General features: G+C 62.4%; 20 protein-coding genes and 1 pseudogene. 11 read left to right on the forward strand and 10 right to left on the reverse strand.

The window, feature by feature from the left end:
• On the forward strand, window positions 1-419 hold a 419-nt coding region (locus ACH196_RS36010; RefSeq protein ID WP_396651629.1), incomplete at its 5' end, for a helix-turn-helix domain-containing protein.
• A gap of 487 nt (window positions 420-906) precedes the next feature.
• A complete protein-coding gene (locus ACH196_RS36015) occupies window positions 907-1,164 on the forward strand; it encodes a YjhX family toxin (RefSeq protein ID WP_396651630.1) in 258 nt (85 codons plus the stop codon).
• A gap of 33 nt (window positions 1,165-1,197) precedes the next feature.
• Here ACH196_RS36015 and ACH196_RS36020 read toward each other — a convergent pair whose 3' ends face one another.
• Both ACH196_RS36020 and ACH196_RS36025 read right to left on the reverse strand, forming a co-directional pair.
• Window positions 1,198-1,629 (reverse strand): CBS domain-containing protein, encoded by a 432-nt coding sequence (locus ACH196_RS36020; RefSeq protein ID WP_396651631.1) that lies wholly within the window; start codon window positions 1,627-1,629, stop codon window positions 1,198-1,200.
• Between the two features lie 158 nt (window positions 1,630-1,787).
• The gene (locus ACH196_RS36025) at window positions 1,788-2,507 is read right to left on the reverse strand and encodes a rhomboid family intramembrane serine protease (RefSeq protein ID WP_396651632.1); all 720 of its coding nucleotides are present in this window, start codon (window positions 2,505-2,507) and stop codon (window positions 1,788-1,790) included.
• A gap of 435 nt (window positions 2,508-2,942) precedes the next feature.
• Here ACH196_RS36025 and ACH196_RS36030 point away from each other — a divergent pair, with 435 nt between their 5' ends.
• From ACH196_RS36030 to ACH196_RS36040, 3 genes are all read left to right on the forward strand, one after another.
• Entirely contained in the window at window positions 2,943-3,581 is a 639-nt protein-coding gene (locus ACH196_RS36030; RefSeq protein WP_396651633.1) for a PAS domain-containing protein, read from the forward strand.
• Between the two features lie 119 nt (window positions 3,582-3,700).
• On the forward strand, window positions 3,701-4,318 hold the full coding sequence (locus tag ACH196_RS36035; RefSeq protein WP_396651648.1) for a PilZ domain-containing protein: 618 nt from the start codon (window positions 3,701-3,703) through the stop codon (window positions 4,316-4,318).
• A gap of 339 nt (window positions 4,319-4,657) precedes the next feature.
• Window positions 4,658-5,263 carry a transglutaminase-like cysteine peptidase gene (locus ACH196_RS36040; protein ID WP_396651634.1) on the forward strand — a complete coding sequence of 202 codons (606 nt, stop codon included), beginning with the start codon at window positions 4,658-4,660 and terminating at the stop codon, window positions 5,261-5,263.
• A gap of 110 nt (window positions 5,264-5,373) precedes the next feature.
• Here the strand turns inward: ACH196_RS36040 and ACH196_RS36045 are convergent, their stop codons facing one another.
• Together ACH196_RS36045 and ACH196_RS36050 are read right to left on the reverse strand one after the other, a co-directional pair.
• Window positions 5,374-5,904 (reverse strand): gamma carbonic anhydrase family protein, encoded by a 531-nt coding sequence (locus ACH196_RS36045; RefSeq protein WP_396651635.1) that lies wholly within the window; start codon window positions 5,902-5,904, stop codon window positions 5,374-5,376.
• A 59-nt stretch (window positions 5,905-5,963) separates the two neighbouring features.
• Window positions 5,964-6,287 (reverse strand): DUF6949 family protein, encoded by a 324-nt coding sequence (locus ACH196_RS36050; protein WP_396651636.1) that lies wholly within the window; start codon window positions 6,285-6,287, stop codon window positions 5,964-5,966.
• 112 nt (window positions 6,288-6,399) lie between these two features.
• Here ACH196_RS36050 and ACH196_RS36055 point away from each other — a divergent pair, with 112 nt between their 5' ends.
• A complete protein-coding gene (locus ACH196_RS36055; RefSeq protein WP_396651637.1) occupies window positions 6,400-7,134 on the forward strand; it encodes a hypothetical protein in 735 nt (244 codons plus the stop codon).
• A 52-nt stretch (window positions 7,135-7,186) separates the two neighbouring features.
• Here ACH196_RS36055 and ACH196_RS36060 read toward each other — a convergent pair whose 3' ends face one another.
• From ACH196_RS36060 to ACH196_RS36080, 5 genes are all read right to left on the reverse strand, one after another.
• Entirely contained in the window at window positions 7,187-7,390 is a 204-nt protein-coding gene (locus tag ACH196_RS36060; RefSeq protein ID WP_396651638.1) for a DUF3126 family protein, read from the reverse strand.
• Between the two features lie 167 nt (window positions 7,391-7,557).
• Window positions 7,558-8,406, reverse strand: a complete 849-nt coding sequence (gene cysE, locus ACH196_RS36065; protein WP_396651639.1) for a serine O-acetyltransferase — start codon at window positions 8,404-8,406, stop codon at window positions 7,558-7,560.
• Between the two features lie 151 nt (window positions 8,407-8,557).
• Window positions 8,558-9,331 carry an alpha/beta fold hydrolase gene (locus ACH196_RS36070; RefSeq protein ID WP_396651640.1) on the reverse strand — a complete coding sequence of 258 codons (774 nt, stop codon included), beginning with the start codon at window positions 9,329-9,331 and terminating at the stop codon, window positions 8,558-8,560.
• Window positions 9,332-9,351: 20 nt separating this feature from the next.
• Window positions 9,352-9,852, reverse strand: a complete 501-nt coding sequence (locus ACH196_RS36075; protein WP_396651641.1) for a DUF192 domain-containing protein — start codon at window positions 9,850-9,852, stop codon at window positions 9,352-9,354.
• Between the two features lie 24 nt (window positions 9,853-9,876).
• Complete coding sequence (locus ACH196_RS36080) at window positions 9,877-10,470, reverse strand: cold-shock protein (protein WP_396651642.1); 594 nt, start codon at window positions 10,468-10,470, stop codon at window positions 9,877-9,879.
• A 224-nt stretch (window positions 10,471-10,694) separates the two neighbouring features.
• On the opposite strand from ACH196_RS36080, the gene ACH196_RS36085 reads away from it, so the two are divergent.
• The gene (locus ACH196_RS36085; RefSeq protein WP_396651643.1) at window positions 10,695-11,135 is read left to right on the forward strand and encodes a VOC family protein; all 441 of its coding nucleotides are present in this window, start codon (window positions 10,695-10,697) and stop codon (window positions 11,133-11,135) included.
• 79 nt (window positions 11,136-11,214) lie between these two features.
• On the opposite strand, the gene ACH196_RS36090 is transcribed toward ACH196_RS36085, so the two are convergent.
• Window positions 11,215-11,646 carry a VOC family protein gene (locus ACH196_RS36090; protein WP_396651644.1) on the reverse strand — a complete coding sequence of 144 codons (432 nt, stop codon included), beginning with the start codon at window positions 11,644-11,646 and terminating at the stop codon, window positions 11,215-11,217.
• Between the two features lie 260 nt (window positions 11,647-11,906).
• On the opposite strand from ACH196_RS36090, the gene ACH196_RS36095 reads away from it, so the two are divergent.
• The 4 genes and pseudogenes from ACH196_RS36095 to ACH196_RS36110 all read left to right on the forward strand — a co-directional run.
• Window positions 11,907-13,439, forward strand: a complete 1,533-nt coding sequence (locus ACH196_RS36095; protein ID WP_396651645.1) for an acyl-CoA carboxylase subunit beta — start codon at window positions 11,907-11,909, stop codon at window positions 13,437-13,439.
• A 6-nt stretch (window positions 13,440-13,445) separates the two neighbouring features.
• On the forward strand, window positions 13,446-14,516 hold the full coding sequence (locus ACH196_RS36100; RefSeq protein ID WP_396651646.1) for a M48 family metallopeptidase: 1,071 nt from the start codon (window positions 13,446-13,448) through the stop codon (window positions 14,514-14,516).
• 146 nt (window positions 14,517-14,662) lie between these two features.
• Window positions 14,663-15,310 carry a hypothetical protein gene (locus tag ACH196_RS36105; RefSeq protein ID WP_396651647.1) on the forward strand — a complete coding sequence of 216 codons (648 nt, stop codon included), beginning with the start codon at window positions 14,663-14,665 and terminating at the stop codon, window positions 15,308-15,310.
• A 426-nt stretch (window positions 15,311-15,736) separates the two neighbouring features.
• Window positions 15,737-16,158: pseudogene (locus ACH196_RS36110) on the forward strand (hypothetical protein); the annotation flags it as partial.

The raw sequence follows: 16,158 nt of genomic DNA on the forward strand, positions 1-16,158 counted from the left end.
GGATCAAGTCTCTCGACTACGGAGAGGGCGGGTGGCTCGGGGCGATGGCGGACCCGCACATAGGACCGGCGCTTCAATTGATCCACGAACGACCTGATAAGCCATGGACCCTTGGCGACCTTGGGCACCGCGTGGGGCTTGGTCGCTCTGCCTTTTCGGCTCGTTTCACCAAGCTAGTTGGTCAGTCCATGTACCGTTACCTGATTGCACGCCGGATGGCGGAGGCTGCATTCATACTTGAATCAAGCAATGATGGAATCGCACGGGTTGCGAGCCGTGTTGGCTACGAGACCGCGGCCGCATTTTCGAAACTGTTCCATCGACATCACGGCCTGTCGCCTGGCCGTTACCGAGCAGTCCGCCGCTCTGACGTCGGTCGAAAGCAAGGGAGCGTTCTGGAAGAACAAATAGCCGACTGACCCAGTTGTCGCAAATTATTTCGGCTGTTTCGAGAAGCAGCGATGCTCACGCCCCCAGTTTTGTTCCGTTGATGAAAAAATTTCGGTTTGAAATCAGCATGATATGAATGGCGATCGCGACGAGATTCTAACACACGATAGTTTCGAAAATTGTGTCTGTCCGTCGGACTTCGTTGCCGAAAGCTGACGGTCCGTTCCCAGTCCCCGCCGGGCAATGCGGCGCATTCGCTCCTATGACCACAACGGGTCGGTTCCGGACATTCAATCTGACCCACTATCGTCCCTGCCCCGCTTCCCTTTTCCCGCCCTCTCCGCTATACGCACCACCTCCCGATGGAGTGTGGATGTCTTTTTACGCTGAGACCCGCTGAAGCCCTGCCTTTTCGGCAAGGCAGGGCCTGAAAACCTGAACCCCGTGCCGCGAGCCTTCGCGGCTGCGGCTTTTTGTTTTGGCCATATGGCCAGGTTTTCCCGGGACATTTTTCCAATGGACATCTCGCGCACTGAACAGCGCATATTGCATCTGCTCGCCCAGGGCGGGCGCATCGAAATCGAAAAGAACGGACGCAAAAGGATAGAGGAGGCGCATTGCCTCACACGCGACGGCTGGCGCTATCCGGGCTTCAACCTCGACCTCTTCCGCAAGCTGAAACGCAAGAAGGCGGTCGCCTCGTCGCAAGGCGGCCCCTATCGCATCACCCGCCGTGGGCTGGAACTGGTGCGATCGGAACTGGACAACCGTTAGGAACAAGGCCGGCCGAGTTCGATCCAGCCGGCCTCACGCCGTCGCGATATATTCCCGAATCTGCTCGGCCTCGCGCTCGACATCCTCGATGCGGCGCTTCACCACGTCGCCGATCGACACGATGCCGTCGAGCTGGCCGTTCTTCTCGACGGGCAGATGGCGGAAACGGCCTTTGGTCATGATCTCCATGACCTCGTTGACGGTGTGGCTCTCGTTGCAGATGCTGACTTTCGGCGTCATCACCTCGCGGACGCTTCGGTCCAATGCCGCCGCACCGTCCCTGCCGACCTGCCGCACGATGTCGCGTTCCGACAGGATGCCGACGATCTTGCGGTCGCCATTGGTGACGACCAGCGCGCCGATGCGCCGCTCCGCCAATATCTGCACTGCGGTGGAGAGCTTTTCGTTGGGGCCGATCGTCAATACGTCGTGGCCCTTCTGTTCCAGGATTGCCTTCACCGTCATGGCGTCCTCCACCTGTCGTTGATCGAGCACGGCGGGGCGACCAGCCCGCGCCGATCCGTGAACGCATCGTGCCTGTCACGTCCAGCTATTGCAAGTGTTTGAACCCTGCCGGCAGGCTCGCTACTTCGTCAGCGGGCGCCGGACTTCGCCGGCAACACTTAGCGGTGCTTGCCCAGGAAATACGGAAGACCGAAAAAGCCGGTGACGAAACCGCCAATATGCGCTTCCCAGGCGATCGCCGCTTCCGCGCCGGGACCAAACCCATAGAACCCGGTCGCGAGATTGACGATCATCCAGAAGGCGAGGAAGGTGACCACGCTGCGCGAGCGCAGGACCTCCCCAATCGGCAGGACCGGCCCGGCGAAGGCCGCGCGGCCTCCCCGCCGGTCGATGCGGAAGGCAAAGCGGGCGGACGCCCCCATCATGCCGGAGATCGCACCCGAAGCGCCGATCAGCGGCCCTTGGTCGAACGGGTGGACCGCCCAGTGAAGGGCCGCGGCGGCAAGACCAGTCACCGCCCAGAACAGGACGAACCGCGGCACGCCCATGCGGTTGGCCAGCGGCGAGCCGAAGGCGGCGAGCCACACCATGTTGATGCCAAGATGCAGCCAGTCGCCATGCAGGAAAGTGTAGGTAAAAGGCGTGGTGAAGGCATAGACGTCGATGTCGAAGACGCCGGAATAGCGCACCGGTATGAAGGCGGCGCGCAGCAGCAGGCCGGTATCGGCGTCGATGCTGAGGAAATAGACCCGGATCACGTGGACGGCCGCGCACAGCGCGATCAGCAGGACCACGATGCCGGGTATGTTAAAGATCGGCTCGCGCGGCGGCTGGTCCGGCTGCGGAGGCGTGTCTTCGGTCGGATGTTCGTTGGTCATGCCTGCTTGCTAAAGCATGGCGGGCGAAAGCTGAATGCCCTGCCCGCTCAAAGCTTCGGGAATCTGTACAAAGCGATGAAGGGCCGATGCCGGCGCGGCCTGACGCCGAATCATGGTCACGGCCCCCGAATCAAAAAAAACGCCGCCCAGGAATTTATCCTGGACGGCCGGTCGAGCCCCCGCTCTCCCAAAGACTTTTGACTGAAGTGGCGCCGGTTGATGTCGCCAACCCGCGCCGTGGAGTGGTTGCAGTGATCTCACGGAGCCTCGGAAAGCGCAATCTAAACCAAAAATTAACCCTAACAGCCCGCAGCCGTGAACAACCCGAGGCCGCGCTGGCACGCATCCTGCTCCACCCCGCATGTAGATGACCAGCGGACGCGTTTTTGTCTGGCCCTGACACAAAAGACGGCAAAACGCGTGGAATGGAGCGGTATGAAACGGGAAGCTTCGGTTAACCTGTTCCAATATTGGAACCGACTGCGGGACGGGCGTCCTGCGCCCAGGCGCACCGAGATAGAGCCCGCGGATATCAAGGCGCTGCTCGGCGACACGTTCATATTGGAGAGCGATTCGCGCGGCGAGGCGGTGTTCCGGCTCGCCGGCACGCGGCTTTGCGCGATTTACGGCCGCGAACTGAAGGGTTTTGCGTTTTCGTCCCTGTGGCGGGAGAAGGACAGCCGCATGGCGATGCGCCTGGTGCGCAGCGTCTTCCTGGACAAGGCGGTGCTGGTGATGACCTATGACGGCATTACCCGGTCGCAACGCTCGGTGCCGATGGAACTGCTCTTGCTGCCGCTGGATGGCGGCCAGGAGAATCGCCGTGCGCTCGGCATCGTCTCGTCGGAGACGAAACCTTACTGGCTGGGCGCCGACCCGGTCACCGATGCCGCCGTCGAGACCGTGCGCATCGTCGATCCGGACCGCGAGCCGATGTTTCTGAAGAACCGGCCGCCAGTCCGCCTGCCGGCGCTGGAAACAGCAATGGACGACGACGAGTTCGATGGGCCGATTCGATCGGGCGCACGGCGTATCCGACATCTGCTCGTCCTGCCAGGTGGACGTAGCGAATAGTTGCTATAGGCCACGAAAGACGTGCTGCGATTACTCGCCGTTAACCTGTCTGACGATATCTAGTTGCCATCCAGCTAATATTGCGCGGATTCTGACGGTCGAGCGGAGCAGGAAGAGTGATCAGGGCGACGGCAATAGACCAATCGCCATCCAAGGTCGAGCGGCGCAACTTCCAGCGTGTGCGCGTGAAGATCTACGGCCGCTTCATGCTCGAGGATCGCACCGAGCACCCATGCCAGGTGATCGACATGTCGCCGGGCAATGTCGCCTTGCGCGCCGATGAGGTCGGCCAGCCCGGCGAGAAGGTCATCGCCTATATCGATCATATCGGCCGCGTCGAAGGTGTCATCACACGCACCATGGAAGACGGCTTCGCGATGACGATCATCGCGTCCGACCGCAAGAAGGACAAGCTGGCCGCCCAGTTGACCTGGCTGGCCAACAAGCACGAACTGGACCTGCCGGAGGACCGCCGCCACGAGCGCGTCGCGCCGCGCAATCCGCTCACCACGCTGCAGCTCACCGACGGCCGGCAATATCAATGCCGCATCATCGATCTTTCCCTCTCGGGCGCGGCCGTGGAGATCGACGTCAAGCCGGCGCTCGGCGTGCAGGTCATCCTCGGCACCATGCGCGGCCAGGTCGTCCGTCACTTCGAGGACGGCGTCGCCGTGGAATTCGCCGTCGTCCAGCGCACCGAAACGCTCGAATCGGAATTCAGCGACGACGCGGCCTGAGCCGTCTTTCGATTTCACCCGGCATTCACTGATGATGCGCCCGCGACCTGCCGCGGGCGTAATTCGTTGGCGCGGCTGAGGAAGGCTCTTCGCTCGCCCCGTATGCGGACAATGTGCGGCCGCATCGTTTTGTCAGAGCCATGCCAAGGCTCGCTGAGGACCTGCTGCCGCCCATCCCGGCATCCTTAACAAATCGCAACAAAAACCGATCGAATTTTATACTTACTCAATTCAAGGTAGTTTACAATAAGTTCCAACTTCTATTCAATATCTACTCCGTGATTTTGCGTCAAATAAATTCGTCTCTGTCATTGTCTCCTCGAACGGGGAGACGGGACGATGTCGAAAGTGAAGGGGATGCCGCTGCTGTTCGCGGCGGTCATCGGTGTGCTGAGCATGACGGGCGCTGCGGGGGCGGCGGGTTCGTTCATGAAGACCGGAGGGCGTACCACCCAACCGGTCGGGCATTACGAATTTTGCCAGAAGCTTCCAAATGAATGCCGGCAGAAGACGGCTAGGCATCAGCCGGTCGAACTGTCGCGGCGGCTGTGGTCGGCGATCATCAGCGTCAACAACGCGGTGAATGCGTCGGTGGCGCCGAAGACCGACATGGAAATCTGGGGCCGCGAGGAAGTCTGGTCCTATCCCAACGGCCAGGGCGATTGCGAGGACTATGCGCTCGAAAAGCGCCGCCAGTTGATGGCGCTCGGCGTTCCCGCCGGCGATCTGCTGATCACGGTGGTGCGCCAGCCCAACGGCGACGGCCACGCGGTGCTGACCGTCCGCACCAGCCTCGGCGACTACGTGCTCGACAATCTCGAGCCGCGCGTTCTGGCCTGGGACGAAACGCCCTACACCTATCTCAAGCGCCAGTCGGACACGAATTCGGGCGTGTGGGTCAAGATCAACGACGGGCGCGCCGAGGCGGTCGCCAGCGTTCGTTAGAAAGAGTTTCGGGAAAACCCGGTCGCGTCCCCACCCTCCCCGTCCCCAACGACCGGGTTTAGGAGCCGGCCCCCGTCCCCGGGGCCGGCTCCGCCTTTTTGGAGAAGCCTCTAACGCAGCTTCTTCAGGCCGGCGCTGAACCGCCGGCCGTTGGCGACATAGTGCTCGGCCGATTGCGTCAGCCGCGCTGCAGCCTGCTCGTCGAGAACGCGCACCGCTTTCGCCGGCGAACCCACGATCAGGGAATTGTCCTCGAAGACCTTTCCCTCGGTGACCAGCGCGCCGGCGCCGACCAGGCAGTTTTTGCCGATGCGCGCGCCGTTCAGCACAATGGCGCCCATGCCGATCAGGCTGTTGTCGCCCACCGTGCAGCCATGCAGGATGGCGCGGTGGCCGATCGTGCAGCCAATGCCGATATCGAGCGGGAAACCCATGTCCGTGTGCATCATGACGTGCTCCTGCACATTGGTGCCGGCGCCGATGGAGATCCGCTCATTGTCGCCGCGAAGCACCGCGCCGAACCAGATGCCGGCATCCTTGCCGATACGGATATCGCCGATGATGGCAGCGTCCGGCGCGATCCAGTTGCTGACCTCGTCCTCGAATTCGGGTTCCTTGCCGTCGATCGAAAAGATGGGCATCAAAATCTCCGCGCTGCCGTTTGCCTTACGTCCGTCCCGGACGGACCGGGCCCAATCCCTCATAGAAGTCCGGGCAGCCGTCCAGCAAGGCCGATCGCCACGATCCCCAGCGCCGTCGCCCAGACCAGCGCCGTGCCGACGCAGAATCCGAGATAAAGCGTCGAGATCGCCCCTTGCCTGCGAGCGAAGATGGCGTCGTTGGCAAGCATCATCGGACCGGCGCAGGCCGCCGAGGCGATCGAGCGCAGGATGCGGCGCGACGAGAAATAGGGTTCGGAAAACGACAGGGCGCGTCCCGTCGCCAGTTCCATCAGCGAGCCGACGATGCCCGAGACGGTGATGCCGGCCATCAGCGCGAAGGCCATTTCCGCAACGCCGCCCATGCGTTTACTCCTCGTTTACCATGCCGATGCACAGTCGTGATGGACAGTCAGCAAGACTCGTGCCGCTTCCGGGCGTTCCGGAACCGGACAGGGTCGCCACGAAGGCGCCGGAATGACCGCAGCCACGGCTGATGCAGCCGCCGACGAAAACGACCCGATCGGTTCGCGTCTGATGACGCGGATATTCATCGCCTTCGCCGTGCTCGCACTGCTGTCGCTGGCGCTGAGCATGGCCGGCAAATGGTTCGGTTCGTCGATCGCGCTTGCCGGCTACACCGACGATCCGTCACCCCGGGAAGTGGTCATCGGCAACAATGTGATCGCCGCCCCCGCCAATACGATTCGCTTCGAGCGGGCGCGCCGCGACGGCATCGCCTCGCGGCTCGATCTCTATTTGCGCTGGCCGCTGCTCGACGGCTACACGCAGGAGTCGCGCAACGACTTCAACAATGTCGGCGGCGTCCGCAAAATCCTGTTCCTGGGTTTTGAGGAACGCATGATGTCGCGCGACATGAGCGGCCGCTTCGCGCCCATCTACCGCTCGTTGATCGTGACGCCCGGCCGCAAGGGACCGGCAGGGCTGACGATTTACGAATTCAGCAAGAAGTCCGGCTACCTGAACGAAGTTCTGGCAGTCGCGGCGCGCGGCTCAAGGGAGCCATTCGTCGCCCGCTGTCTCAGCGGACCGAGCGCCGAGGAATCGCTGGCGCCCTGCGAGCGCGACGTCGATTTCGGCGACAATCTGAGCCTGACCTACCGGTTTCCGCGCGAATTGCTCGCCGATTGGAAAACGCTCGATGCCACCGTAGTCGCAAGGGCGACGGGAATGCTCAAGACCGCGCGCTGAAGCGTACCGCCTGTCGGGCCAGCGGCAGGCAAGTCGGCCCGGACAAAAAACCTCAGCCTAGGTCGATGTCGAGGATCGCCATCGAGAAATTGTAGTCGCCGTCCTCTTCGTCCTTGAACACCAGGCCGAGGAATTCGTCGCCGACATAAACCTCGGCCGAGTCGGTCTTGCGCGGACGTGCCTTCACCTGCATGTCCGGATTGCGGAACGTGCGCTTGAAAAAGGCGTCCAGCTTCTTGATCTCGTCGGGCTTCAAAATGTTCTCCCCGTTCTGGGACTGATTGCGATCGGAGCGCGCTTCTGGCACGCGGGAGAACGGACTGTAAAGGCTGTCGTTCCGCTTTGCCCGGCGGACATGACCTCGGGCAGACGCAACCCCAAGCGGAGCCGGACGGCTTCAAGCCGTCCGCCGGGTGTTAAAAATCAGATATCGAAGCTGATGACGTGGTCCATCGTCTGCGACGGCAGGAACTGGTCCATCTGCCTGGACGGCCGGTCGCAGCCGGTCTCGCCGACGACGCGCGCCGGAACACCGGCGACCGTCTTGTTGTGCGGTACGGGCGAAAGCACGACCGAACCCGCCGCGATCTTCGAGCAGTGGCCGACCTCGATGTTACCGAGGATTTTCGCGCCCGCGCCGATCAGCACGCCATAGCGTATCTTCGGATGCCGGTCGCCGCCAGCCTTGCCGGTGCCGCCCAGCGTCACGCCGTGCAGGATCGAGACATCATCCTCGATCACCGCCGTCTGGCCGACGACGAGACCGGTCGCATGATCGACGAAGATACCCTTGCCGATCTTCGCTGCGGGATTGATATCGGTCTGGAATACGGCGGACGACCGGCTCTGCAGATAGAGCGCGAAATCCTGCCTGCCCTGGTTCCAAAGCCAATGCGCAAGACGATGCGTCTGGATGGCGTGAAAACCCTTGAAATAGAGGACCGGCATCATGAAGCGGTCGCAGGCCGGGTCGCGGTCGTAATAGGCCTGGATGTCGACGCGCACCGTGTTGCTCCAGTCCGGCGTCTCGGCGACCATCGTGCGGAAGGTCTGGCGGATCAGGTCGGCGCCGACATCCGGGTGATCCAGCCGCTCGGCGATGCGGTGGATCACCGCGTCTTCCAGCGATTCCTGGTTGAGGATCGTCGAATAGAGGAAGGCCGAAAGCAGCGGGTCGCGCGCCACCGCTTCCAGCGCCTCGCTGCGCACCGAACTCCAGATCGGATCGACGGGCTGAACCGCCGTTGGCTTCATCAGGTTCATCGTGCTCATCGAATGCCTCCGTCCCGGCCGAGCGTCGCGGGCCTATATACCCCGAACTATAGCGGGCTTGAACTCAAATTTCTTCACCCTCTCGTCAAATGGATTGGATTGGCGGGTTTTCAAGAACCCTTGGCAGCGGGTTCCGCCTCGCCATCTCTCCTCAGAGAGGATGGGCGGACAAAAACTCCAGCACGCGCTTCTTGAAGGTCCTGTCGCCGACCGACAGCATGTGATCGCGGCCTTCGATCTCGAACGCCGCGGCATTCGGCATCAGAGCTGCAAGTTCGGCCGCAGAACCACCGATATCGTCCTTCGTGCCGACGGCAACCAGTGTCGGCTGCGCGATGCGCGCCATCTCGTCCTCGGAGAGCAGCGTTCGCGACGTCATGATGCAGGCGGCGAGCGCGCGCCGGTCGCTCTTGGTCTGGTCGGCGAACATGCGAAAGGTCTTTCCGCGCGCATGGGTTATCAGCGCTGGGTCGGGCGCCGACAGAGCCTCGGCGATCGGGTCCCAGTCGCCGACGCCGTCCACCATGCCGATGCCCAGCCCGCCGAACACCAGCGTCGCCACCAGCGCCGGTTCGGCCAGCGCCAGGAAGGCTGAGATGCGCGCGCCCATGGAATAACCCATGACGTGTGCCCGCCGGATGCCCAGGTGCCGCAGCAGCGCGGCGGCGTCGCCCGCCATCTTCTCCGGCGTGTAGTCGGCCGGCTCATAGCTCTTAGACGACCGACCGTGGCCGCGATTGTCGAAGGCGATGACGCGGTAGCCGGCATCGTTGAGCGTCTTCGCCCAGCCCGGGCTGATCCAGTTGACTTGCAGGCTGGAGGCAAAACCGTGGATCAGCAGTATCGGGTCGGCCTTGCTGCCACTGTCCGGCGCCCGGTCGACATAGGCGAGATCAAGACCCTCATGATTGAAGAATGTCGTCAAACGGAACTCAAAGCCTCATCTCAGCCGCCGGCCGCATGATCGATCGCCGGATGGCGGAGTTCCGTACCGGCGACAATGCCGGCCCGGGCCGCCGTGCCGGCCTTCAGTTCCAGCACGAAGCGCACGGGAACGCCGGGCGAGATCGTCGCTTCGGAAAACGGCTCGCCCTTCTTGATCGCCCGCACCGTTCCGTCCTCAGCGACGAACACCAGGTCAAGCGGCAGCGGCGTGTTTTTCATCCAGAAGCTGACGGGCTGCGTCTGCTCGAACACAAACAGCATGCCGCGATCCTCCGGCATCGTCTCGCGGAACATCAACCCGGTCGAGCGTTCCGCCGGATCGTCCGCCACTTCGATGCCGAAGGATTTTACCCCGGACGCCGTTATCGCGGAGAGCGGCGTCGGATCGACCGGCAGGCCCTGCGCCTGGCTGGTGGCGGGAATCGTGGTCTGGAAATACAAAAACGCCGCGATAGCGAACGCGGCCACGGTGCCAGCAAGAATCCATGGTTTGCGGGGCATCGGAACTCCGTTTGTGTCCGCACCTCAGTGCGAAGACGGCAGGGTTCCGATATCGGGATGAATTTCGGCGGCCATAAGGCCTTTGTCGCCGCGCCCGAAACGCACCAGCACGACCTGGCCCGGCCTCAGTTCCGTCAGCCCGTAGCGGCGCAACGTCTCCATGTGGACGAAAATGTCCTCGGTACCCTCGCCGCGCGTCAGGAAGCCGAACCCCTTGGTGCGGTTGAACCATTTGACCAGCGCGCGCTCCAGCCCGCTCTCGGCGGTGACCGTGACATGCGTGCGCTGCTCCGGCATCTCGGCCGGGTGCACCGCCGTCGAATTGTCCATGCTGACGACGCGGAACGCCTGCATGCCACGCTCACCGCGTCTTGCAAGGCAAACGACGCGCGCACCCTCATGCGCCGTCTGAAAACCGTCGCGGCGCAGGCAGGTGACATGGAGAAGGACATCGCCGGTGCCCTCGTCGGGCATGATGAAGCCATATCCCTTGGCCACATCGAACCATTTGATGGCGCCCGAGACCTCGACCACACCTGGAACCTCGTCACCGTCGAGGTGCCGCAGGCCGTCGCCGATTTCCAAGCCTCGCCCCATCGAAGAGGCTTTGTCCCCCATCCGAACGCACCCTTTCCTGACAAAACACACGTGATTCTCTGTACAGAATAGCATCGCCCGTTCGGGCTTGTGCAAGGCCCGATCTGCCTTTTTTCACCTTGGCGTGAGCGGATTGCCGGCTATCATCACGCAACGGCAACAGTTGTGTAAAAGGCTGCAAGTCTCTTGCAACCGGCCGGCTACGGCGCGATGCCGCGCGACGGCCTGAACAGGGAAGGAATACAATGCGTTACCTGCACACCATGGTGCGAATCACCGATGTCGACGCCTCGCTCGACTTCTACTGCAACAAGCTCGGCCTGGTGGAGGTCCGCCGCCACGAGAACGAGAAGGGCCGCTTCACCCTGATCTTCCTCGCCGCGCCCAAGGACAAGGCCACGTCGAGCGCCGCCCGCGCCCCCGAGCTGGAACTCACTTTCAACTGGGATCCCGAAAACTATACCGGCGGCCGCAATTTCGGCCACCTCGCCTACAAGGTCGACAACATCTACGAGACCTGCCAGCGGCTGATGGACGCCGGCGTGACGATCAACCGCCCTCCCCGCGACGGCAACATGGCCTTCGTGCGCTCCCCCGACAACATCTCGATCGAACTGCTGCAGGAAGGCGACCCGCTGGCGCCGGCCGAACCGTGGGTTTCGATGCCTAACACTGGCGCGTGGTGAGACCCTCGCCCTGAATTTTGTGCGGGGGTATCCGGCCCTGCCGGCCGGATACCCGATGCGATTGCGGACTGACGCGCGGTCAGCCCTGGCCGGCGCCCGCCTCGCCACCCGCTACCGCTGCGGGGTCCATCCACGTCACTTCCCACACATGTCCGTCCGGATCCTCAAAACTGCGGCCATACATGAAGCCATAGTCCTGGCTCGGATTGGGATCGGCCTTGCCGCCCGCCGAACCCGCCCGCCCCACCACCGCATCGACCTCATCGCGGCTGTCGGCGGAAACCGCGATCAGGAACTGGCTGGTCTTGTGCGCATCGGCGATCGGCCGCGCCGTGAAGCTGCTGTATTTCTCATGCGTCAACAGCATGGCGAAGATCGTCTCCGAAAACACCATGCAGGAGGCGGTGTCGTCGGAAAACTGCGGATTCCTGGTGCCACCGACCGCCTCGTAGAATTTGGTCGAGCGCGACAGGTCGGTCACCGGCAGGTTGACGAAGATCATTTTTGGCATTTCAGCTTTCCTCTTTTCTGCTCGACCCGTCGGGGTCCTGTTGGTCGCGTGGCAGCGCGCCGGTTGATCGATACGGGGCTAGGACGAACGCCGCCGCAAAAATCCGACACGGCAAATCGAGAAAACGATCACGGTCCGAAAAATTCGAGGCCGATGCCGGCAATTCTTGAATTGCTTGCCTTGGCAAAATGCTGCCGCTACACGCAAAAATGCGTTTGCATGCTTTGCCCCGCATGCGCGCCCCGCCGGGAGGATATGTCATGAAAGACGTGCTCGAGGAACTCGCCCGCCGCCGCGACATCGCCCGGCTGGGCGGCGGCCAGGCCCGCATCGACGCCCAGCACAAGCGCGGAAAACTGACGGCGCGCGAACGCATCGACATTTTTCTCGACGAAGGCTCGTTCGAGGAGTTCGACATGTATGTCGAGCACCGCTCCACCGATTTCGGCATGGAGAAGCAAAAGATCGCCGGCGACGGCGTCGTCACCGGCTGGGGCACCGTCAACGGCCGTCCCGTCTATCTCTTCGCCAAGGATTTCACCGTGTTCGGCGGCTCGCTGTCGGAGGCGCATGCTGAGAAGGTCATCAAGGTGCAGGACATGGCGCTGCGCAACCGCGCGCCGATCATCGGCATCTACGACGCCGGCGGCGCCCGTATCCAGGAAGGCGTCGCGGCGCTTGGCGGCTACGCGGAAATCTTCCAGCGCAACGTGCTCGCTTCCGGCGTCATCCCGCAGATCTCGGTGATCATGGGCCCCTGCGCCGGCGGCGACGTCTATTCGCCAGCCATGACCGACTTCATCTTCATGGTGCGCGACACCAGCTACATGTTCGTCACCGGCCCGGACGTGGTGAAGACCGTCACCAACGAGACGGTGACGGCCGAGCAGCTCGGCGGCGCCTCGGTGCACACCACAAAATCCTCGATCGCCGACGGCGCCTACGACAACGACGTCGAGGCTCTGCTGCAGATGCGCCGGCTGGTCGATTTTCTGCCCGCCTCCAACACCGCGGACCTCCCCGAGATCGAATGCTACCAGTCGGTCACCGACCACGATTTTTCACTCGACCGGCTGATCCCCGACAACGCCAACAAACCCTACGACATCAAGGAATTGATCCTGAAGACCGCCGACGAGGGCGATTTCTTCGAGATCCAGCCAAGTTTCGCCAAGAACATCGTCACCGGCCTCGGCCGTGTCGAAGGCCGCACAGTCGGTTTCGTCGCCAACCAGCCGATGGTGCTGGCCGGCGTGCTCGACTCGGACGCGTCTCGCAAAGCGGCGCGCTTCGTCCGCTTCTGCGACTGTTTTTCAATTCCGATCGTCACCTTCGTCGACGTACCCGGCTTCCTTCCCGGCACCGCCCAGGAATATGGCGGGCTGATCAAGCACGGTGCGAAACTGCTGTTCGCCTATGCCGAGGCGACGGTGCCGAAAATCACCGTGATCACCCGAAAAGCCTATGGCGGCGCCTATGACGTGATGGCGTCAAAACATCTGCGCGGCGACATGAACTATGCCTGGCCGACCGCCCAGATCGCCGTGATGGGCGCGAAAGGCGCGGTCGAGATCATCTACCGCAAGGATATCGGCGACGCCGAAAAGATCGCGGCGCACACCAAACGCTACGAGGACCGTTTCCTCTCCCCCTTCGTCGCCGCCGAGCGCGGCTACGTCGACGAAGTGATCATGCCCCACTCGACCCGCCGCCGCGTGGCGCGGGCGCTCAGGATGCTGCGCAACAAGGACCTGCAGAACCCCTGGAAGAAACACGATAATATTCCACTGTGAGCGACCGTGTCCGGCTTGATCATAGCTACGGGCAGACGCTTCGGCCGATTCGCCGTGCTGCTGTTTGTAGTGCCCGCATTCGTCATTTTCTGCCTTTGGATGATGCTGATGGACACGCACCCGCTGTGGTTCATAATCAGTGGCTTCATCGCATTGCCTGTTGCTATGATGGGGGTGGCGTTTCTGCTCAGTACCCTCTTCGCGGGTTTTCGCCGCACCAGAATTGAGGGAATTTCCCGCCAGGAAGCGCCAGCACTGTGGACGCTTTGGGAAGCCGTTGCAGGCGAGCATCGGGCCGCACGAACTGTGATCGTGCTGGACAACCAACTCAACGCGGGAATCAGCGAAGAACGCACAATTCTCGGCCTGCTTGGCCGCAGAATATTCCTCCAAATCGGACTGCCCCTGCTGGCGATTACCGACAAAAGAGCCTTCGCCGCTGTCCTTGCGCATGAGGATGCGCATCTTAGAAATCACGATACCAATGGCGGCCTGAGATTCGCGGAATTCGCGAACAGCCTTGTTTTCGTGTTCGAGTACGCTTCGCCCGAAGAAACGGTTTCCGGAAAACTTCTGTATATGGCGCTGGGCTGGCTGTCGGACTCTTTCGGAAAGGAACAGGTTCGTCTTTCGCGCGACGCAGAGATAAAGGCCGACCGCGTGGCGGCCCAATCGGCAGATGCCGTAGAGATCGCGCGCTCCATTCTCCTGATTGGAGCGGCAAACTTGCTCTTCAAGGAAGAAGTCTATGACCCGCTGGAACGCGAGTTGATGGGGGCGATGCAGGCCCCTCGCCCCCCACTGGACCGCGTTCTGGAGAAATCAGCTCTGTTGTCTGATCGTTCGCTGCTTAATGCCTACGCTGGAAAGGCATATGCCCAGCCTGATGATCCGGGGTCCACGCACCCCTCTTGCGCGCAAAGCCTTGCGGCGTTGGGATTTCACGAGAAATTCGACGTCGAACCACCCATCAAGTCCGCTCTTTCCGAGATACTGGATTCGAGTTTGACCGAACGGAAAATCGCGGAAGCGAATAGGGATTGGATCGTCAAGGTTGACGACTACCTTCAACGCTGAGGCGCCGACCGGAATCATTCTCACTCGGTGTAAGCGACGCGCACATCGATCGGCGCGGCCGTCGTCGCGTCGAATAACATAGCCTGCAAGCTGTCCGACTCGCCCGCCCATGCACTACAGTTCCTCTGGGCGAGGGAGAATCAGGGATGACGGGGTCGATTTCCAGGGCAGTCGCTGTGTTCGGCGTCTGCTGGCTTGCGGCAGGCTGCCAGACCAAGGGTATCTATGCCAGCGTCCATGACGCGCGGGTGGTCGATGTGGCCATACACTACCAGTCGAAATCCGTTGTTCCGCCATCGGTCGCGCCCCGGTTGCTCGAGCGCCTTCACGCGCGCTTTGCCGCGATGCCAAAGATCGGCCCGGAAAAATGCGTGACTGTTACGATCGCCGAATATCACCTCAAGGACCCCGCCCTGTCGCTGCTGGTCGGCGATTCAAACCGCATTGCCGGAACCGTCCGGTCGATCGACAAGGCGACAGGCAAGGTCGATGGCGATGTGCGGGTGATCGCCCTCGACACCTACGCCATCAACGGCGTGATCGGCGCCGTCCAGGCGACCTCCCAGGATGCCGGCAAGGCTGAACAGGCGCTGACCGTGGGTCTCGAGGAAAAGGTGGTCGCCGCCGTCTATGGCAGCGAGGTGGCTAAGGTCCGGCCGCCACGGACGGCCGCCACTGCGGCGCCGGCCGCGCCGGCAACGACCGGAGCGATCCAGCCGGCGCCGGCCACCAAGCCGGCCTCCGCCACGACGCTCGTGCCGGCGGCATGTCCCACCGGACATGTCTCCCCGTAGACGGTAATCGCTTATGATTTGCCGAAACGGCGCGTGACTGCCGTCCTTCCCGGCCCCGTCAGCGGGCGCGCAGCGGGCCCGAAGGACGCCCGCAGGACCGAAAGAGGCGAAACTGTCTATCTTGAGGCCCCTGGCCTCCTTGGTCATGCTTGTTCCGTAATAATCCACGTGGGCTGCGATCAACTCTCTGTTTTCGCTTGGCTTCGCAAGCATGACATTGTTTTCGAACGGCCATTCGTCCAGGTCGGGAAAGCCTCGATGCACACCGCTCCCCTCTCAAAAAATCAAGCCTTTTCAAAGTGTTGTGCAGGCAGTGTGACAGCAGGTTGCCGTGCCGCCATCGTAAAGGATTATTTTCTTGGAACGCTTGTGCTTGTTCCCCATATGTTCCATATTGATTGTCGGCCTTGTCCTGAGGAGGCGGCGGTGGAGTTTGGAGACGCGAGTACGACAATCGAGCGATACCGGGGAGCGCTGAAGCATCTCCTGCTGATGCTCGTCGGCATGGCCGAGATGGGGTTTGGCAGGCCGCTGTCGCTGGTGCTCGCGGAAGCCGCGGTTGCGCCAAGGCCGGGACGGGCGGGAAGGACTGGGAGCAAAAAGCCGGCCGCGGCGCTCTGCCTGCCGCGCCACCTCTACCGCGCCATTCTCCTGCTCTTGCGCCCCGCCGAATCCGCCGCCCGGCGGCTGATCATCGCGGCGGCGCAAGGCATCGTGGTGACGCTGCCGCCGTTTCGCCCGCGCAAGCCAAAACCAAAAATCTCCGACACGGTGGCCGCCATGCGCCGCCTCGGCCTTGCCGTTAACCTGTCGAAGCAGGACTTTGCCCGCTATGAAGCCGAGCGGAA

The organism is Mesorhizobium sp. IMUNJ 23232 (genome assembly GCF_044326205.1).
Taxonomy (GTDB): domain Bacteria; phylum Pseudomonadota; class Alphaproteobacteria; order Rhizobiales; family Rhizobiaceae; genus Kumtagia.

What these genes read in the sequence shown, in the direction of transcription:
- ACH196_RS36015 (WP_396651630.1), top strand. Translation starts at nt 907, where the DNA reads ATGGACATCTCGCGCACTGAACAGCGCATATTGCATCTGCTCGCCCAG.
- ACH196_RS36020 (WP_396651631.1), bottom strand. Translation starts at nt 1,629, where the DNA reads ATGACGGTGAAGGCAATCCTGGAACAGAAGGGCCACGACGTATTGACG.
- ACH196_RS36025 (WP_396651632.1), bottom strand. Translation starts at nt 2,507, where the DNA reads ATGACCAACGAACATCCGACCGAAGACACGCCTCCGCAGCCGGACCAG.
- ACH196_RS36030 (WP_396651633.1), top strand. Translation starts at nt 2,943, where the DNA reads ATGAAACGGGAAGCTTCGGTTAACCTGTTCCAATATTGGAACCGACTG.
- ACH196_RS36040 (WP_396651634.1), top strand. Translation starts at nt 4,658, where the DNA reads ATGTCGAAAGTGAAGGGGATGCCGCTGCTGTTCGCGGCGGTCATCGGT.
- ACH196_RS36045 (WP_396651635.1), bottom strand. Translation starts at nt 5,904, where the DNA reads ATGCCCATCTTTTCGATCGACGGCAAGGAACCCGAATTCGAGGACGAG.
- ACH196_RS36050 (WP_396651636.1), bottom strand. Translation starts at nt 6,287, where the DNA reads ATGGGCGGCGTTGCGGAAATGGCCTTCGCGCTGATGGCCGGCATCACC.
- ACH196_RS36055 (WP_396651637.1), top strand. Translation starts at nt 6,400, where the DNA reads ATGACCGCAGCCACGGCTGATGCAGCCGCCGACGAAAACGACCCGATC.
- cysE (WP_396651639.1), bottom strand. Translation starts at nt 8,406, where the DNA reads ATGAGCACGATGAACCTGATGAAGCCAACGGCGGTTCAGCCCGTCGAT.
- ACH196_RS36075 (WP_396651641.1), bottom strand. Translation starts at nt 9,852, where the DNA reads ATGCCCCGCAAACCATGGATTCTTGCTGGCACCGTGGCCGCGTTCGCT.
- ACH196_RS36080 (WP_396651642.1), bottom strand. Translation starts at nt 10,470, where the DNA reads ATGGGGGACAAAGCCTCTTCGATGGGGCGAGGCTTGGAAATCGGCGAC.
- ACH196_RS36085 (WP_396651643.1), top strand. Translation starts at nt 10,695, where the DNA reads ATGCGTTACCTGCACACCATGGTGCGAATCACCGATGTCGACGCCTCG.
- ACH196_RS36090 (WP_396651644.1), bottom strand. Translation starts at nt 11,646, where the DNA reads ATGCCAAAAATGATCTTCGTCAACCTGCCGGTGACCGACCTGTCGCGC.
- ACH196_RS36095 (WP_396651645.1), top strand. Translation starts at nt 11,907, where the DNA reads ATGAAAGACGTGCTCGAGGAACTCGCCCGCCGCCGCGACATCGCCCGG.
- ACH196_RS36105 (WP_396651647.1), top strand. Translation starts at nt 14,663, where the DNA reads ATGACGGGGTCGATTTCCAGGGCAGTCGCTGTGTTCGGCGTCTGCTGG.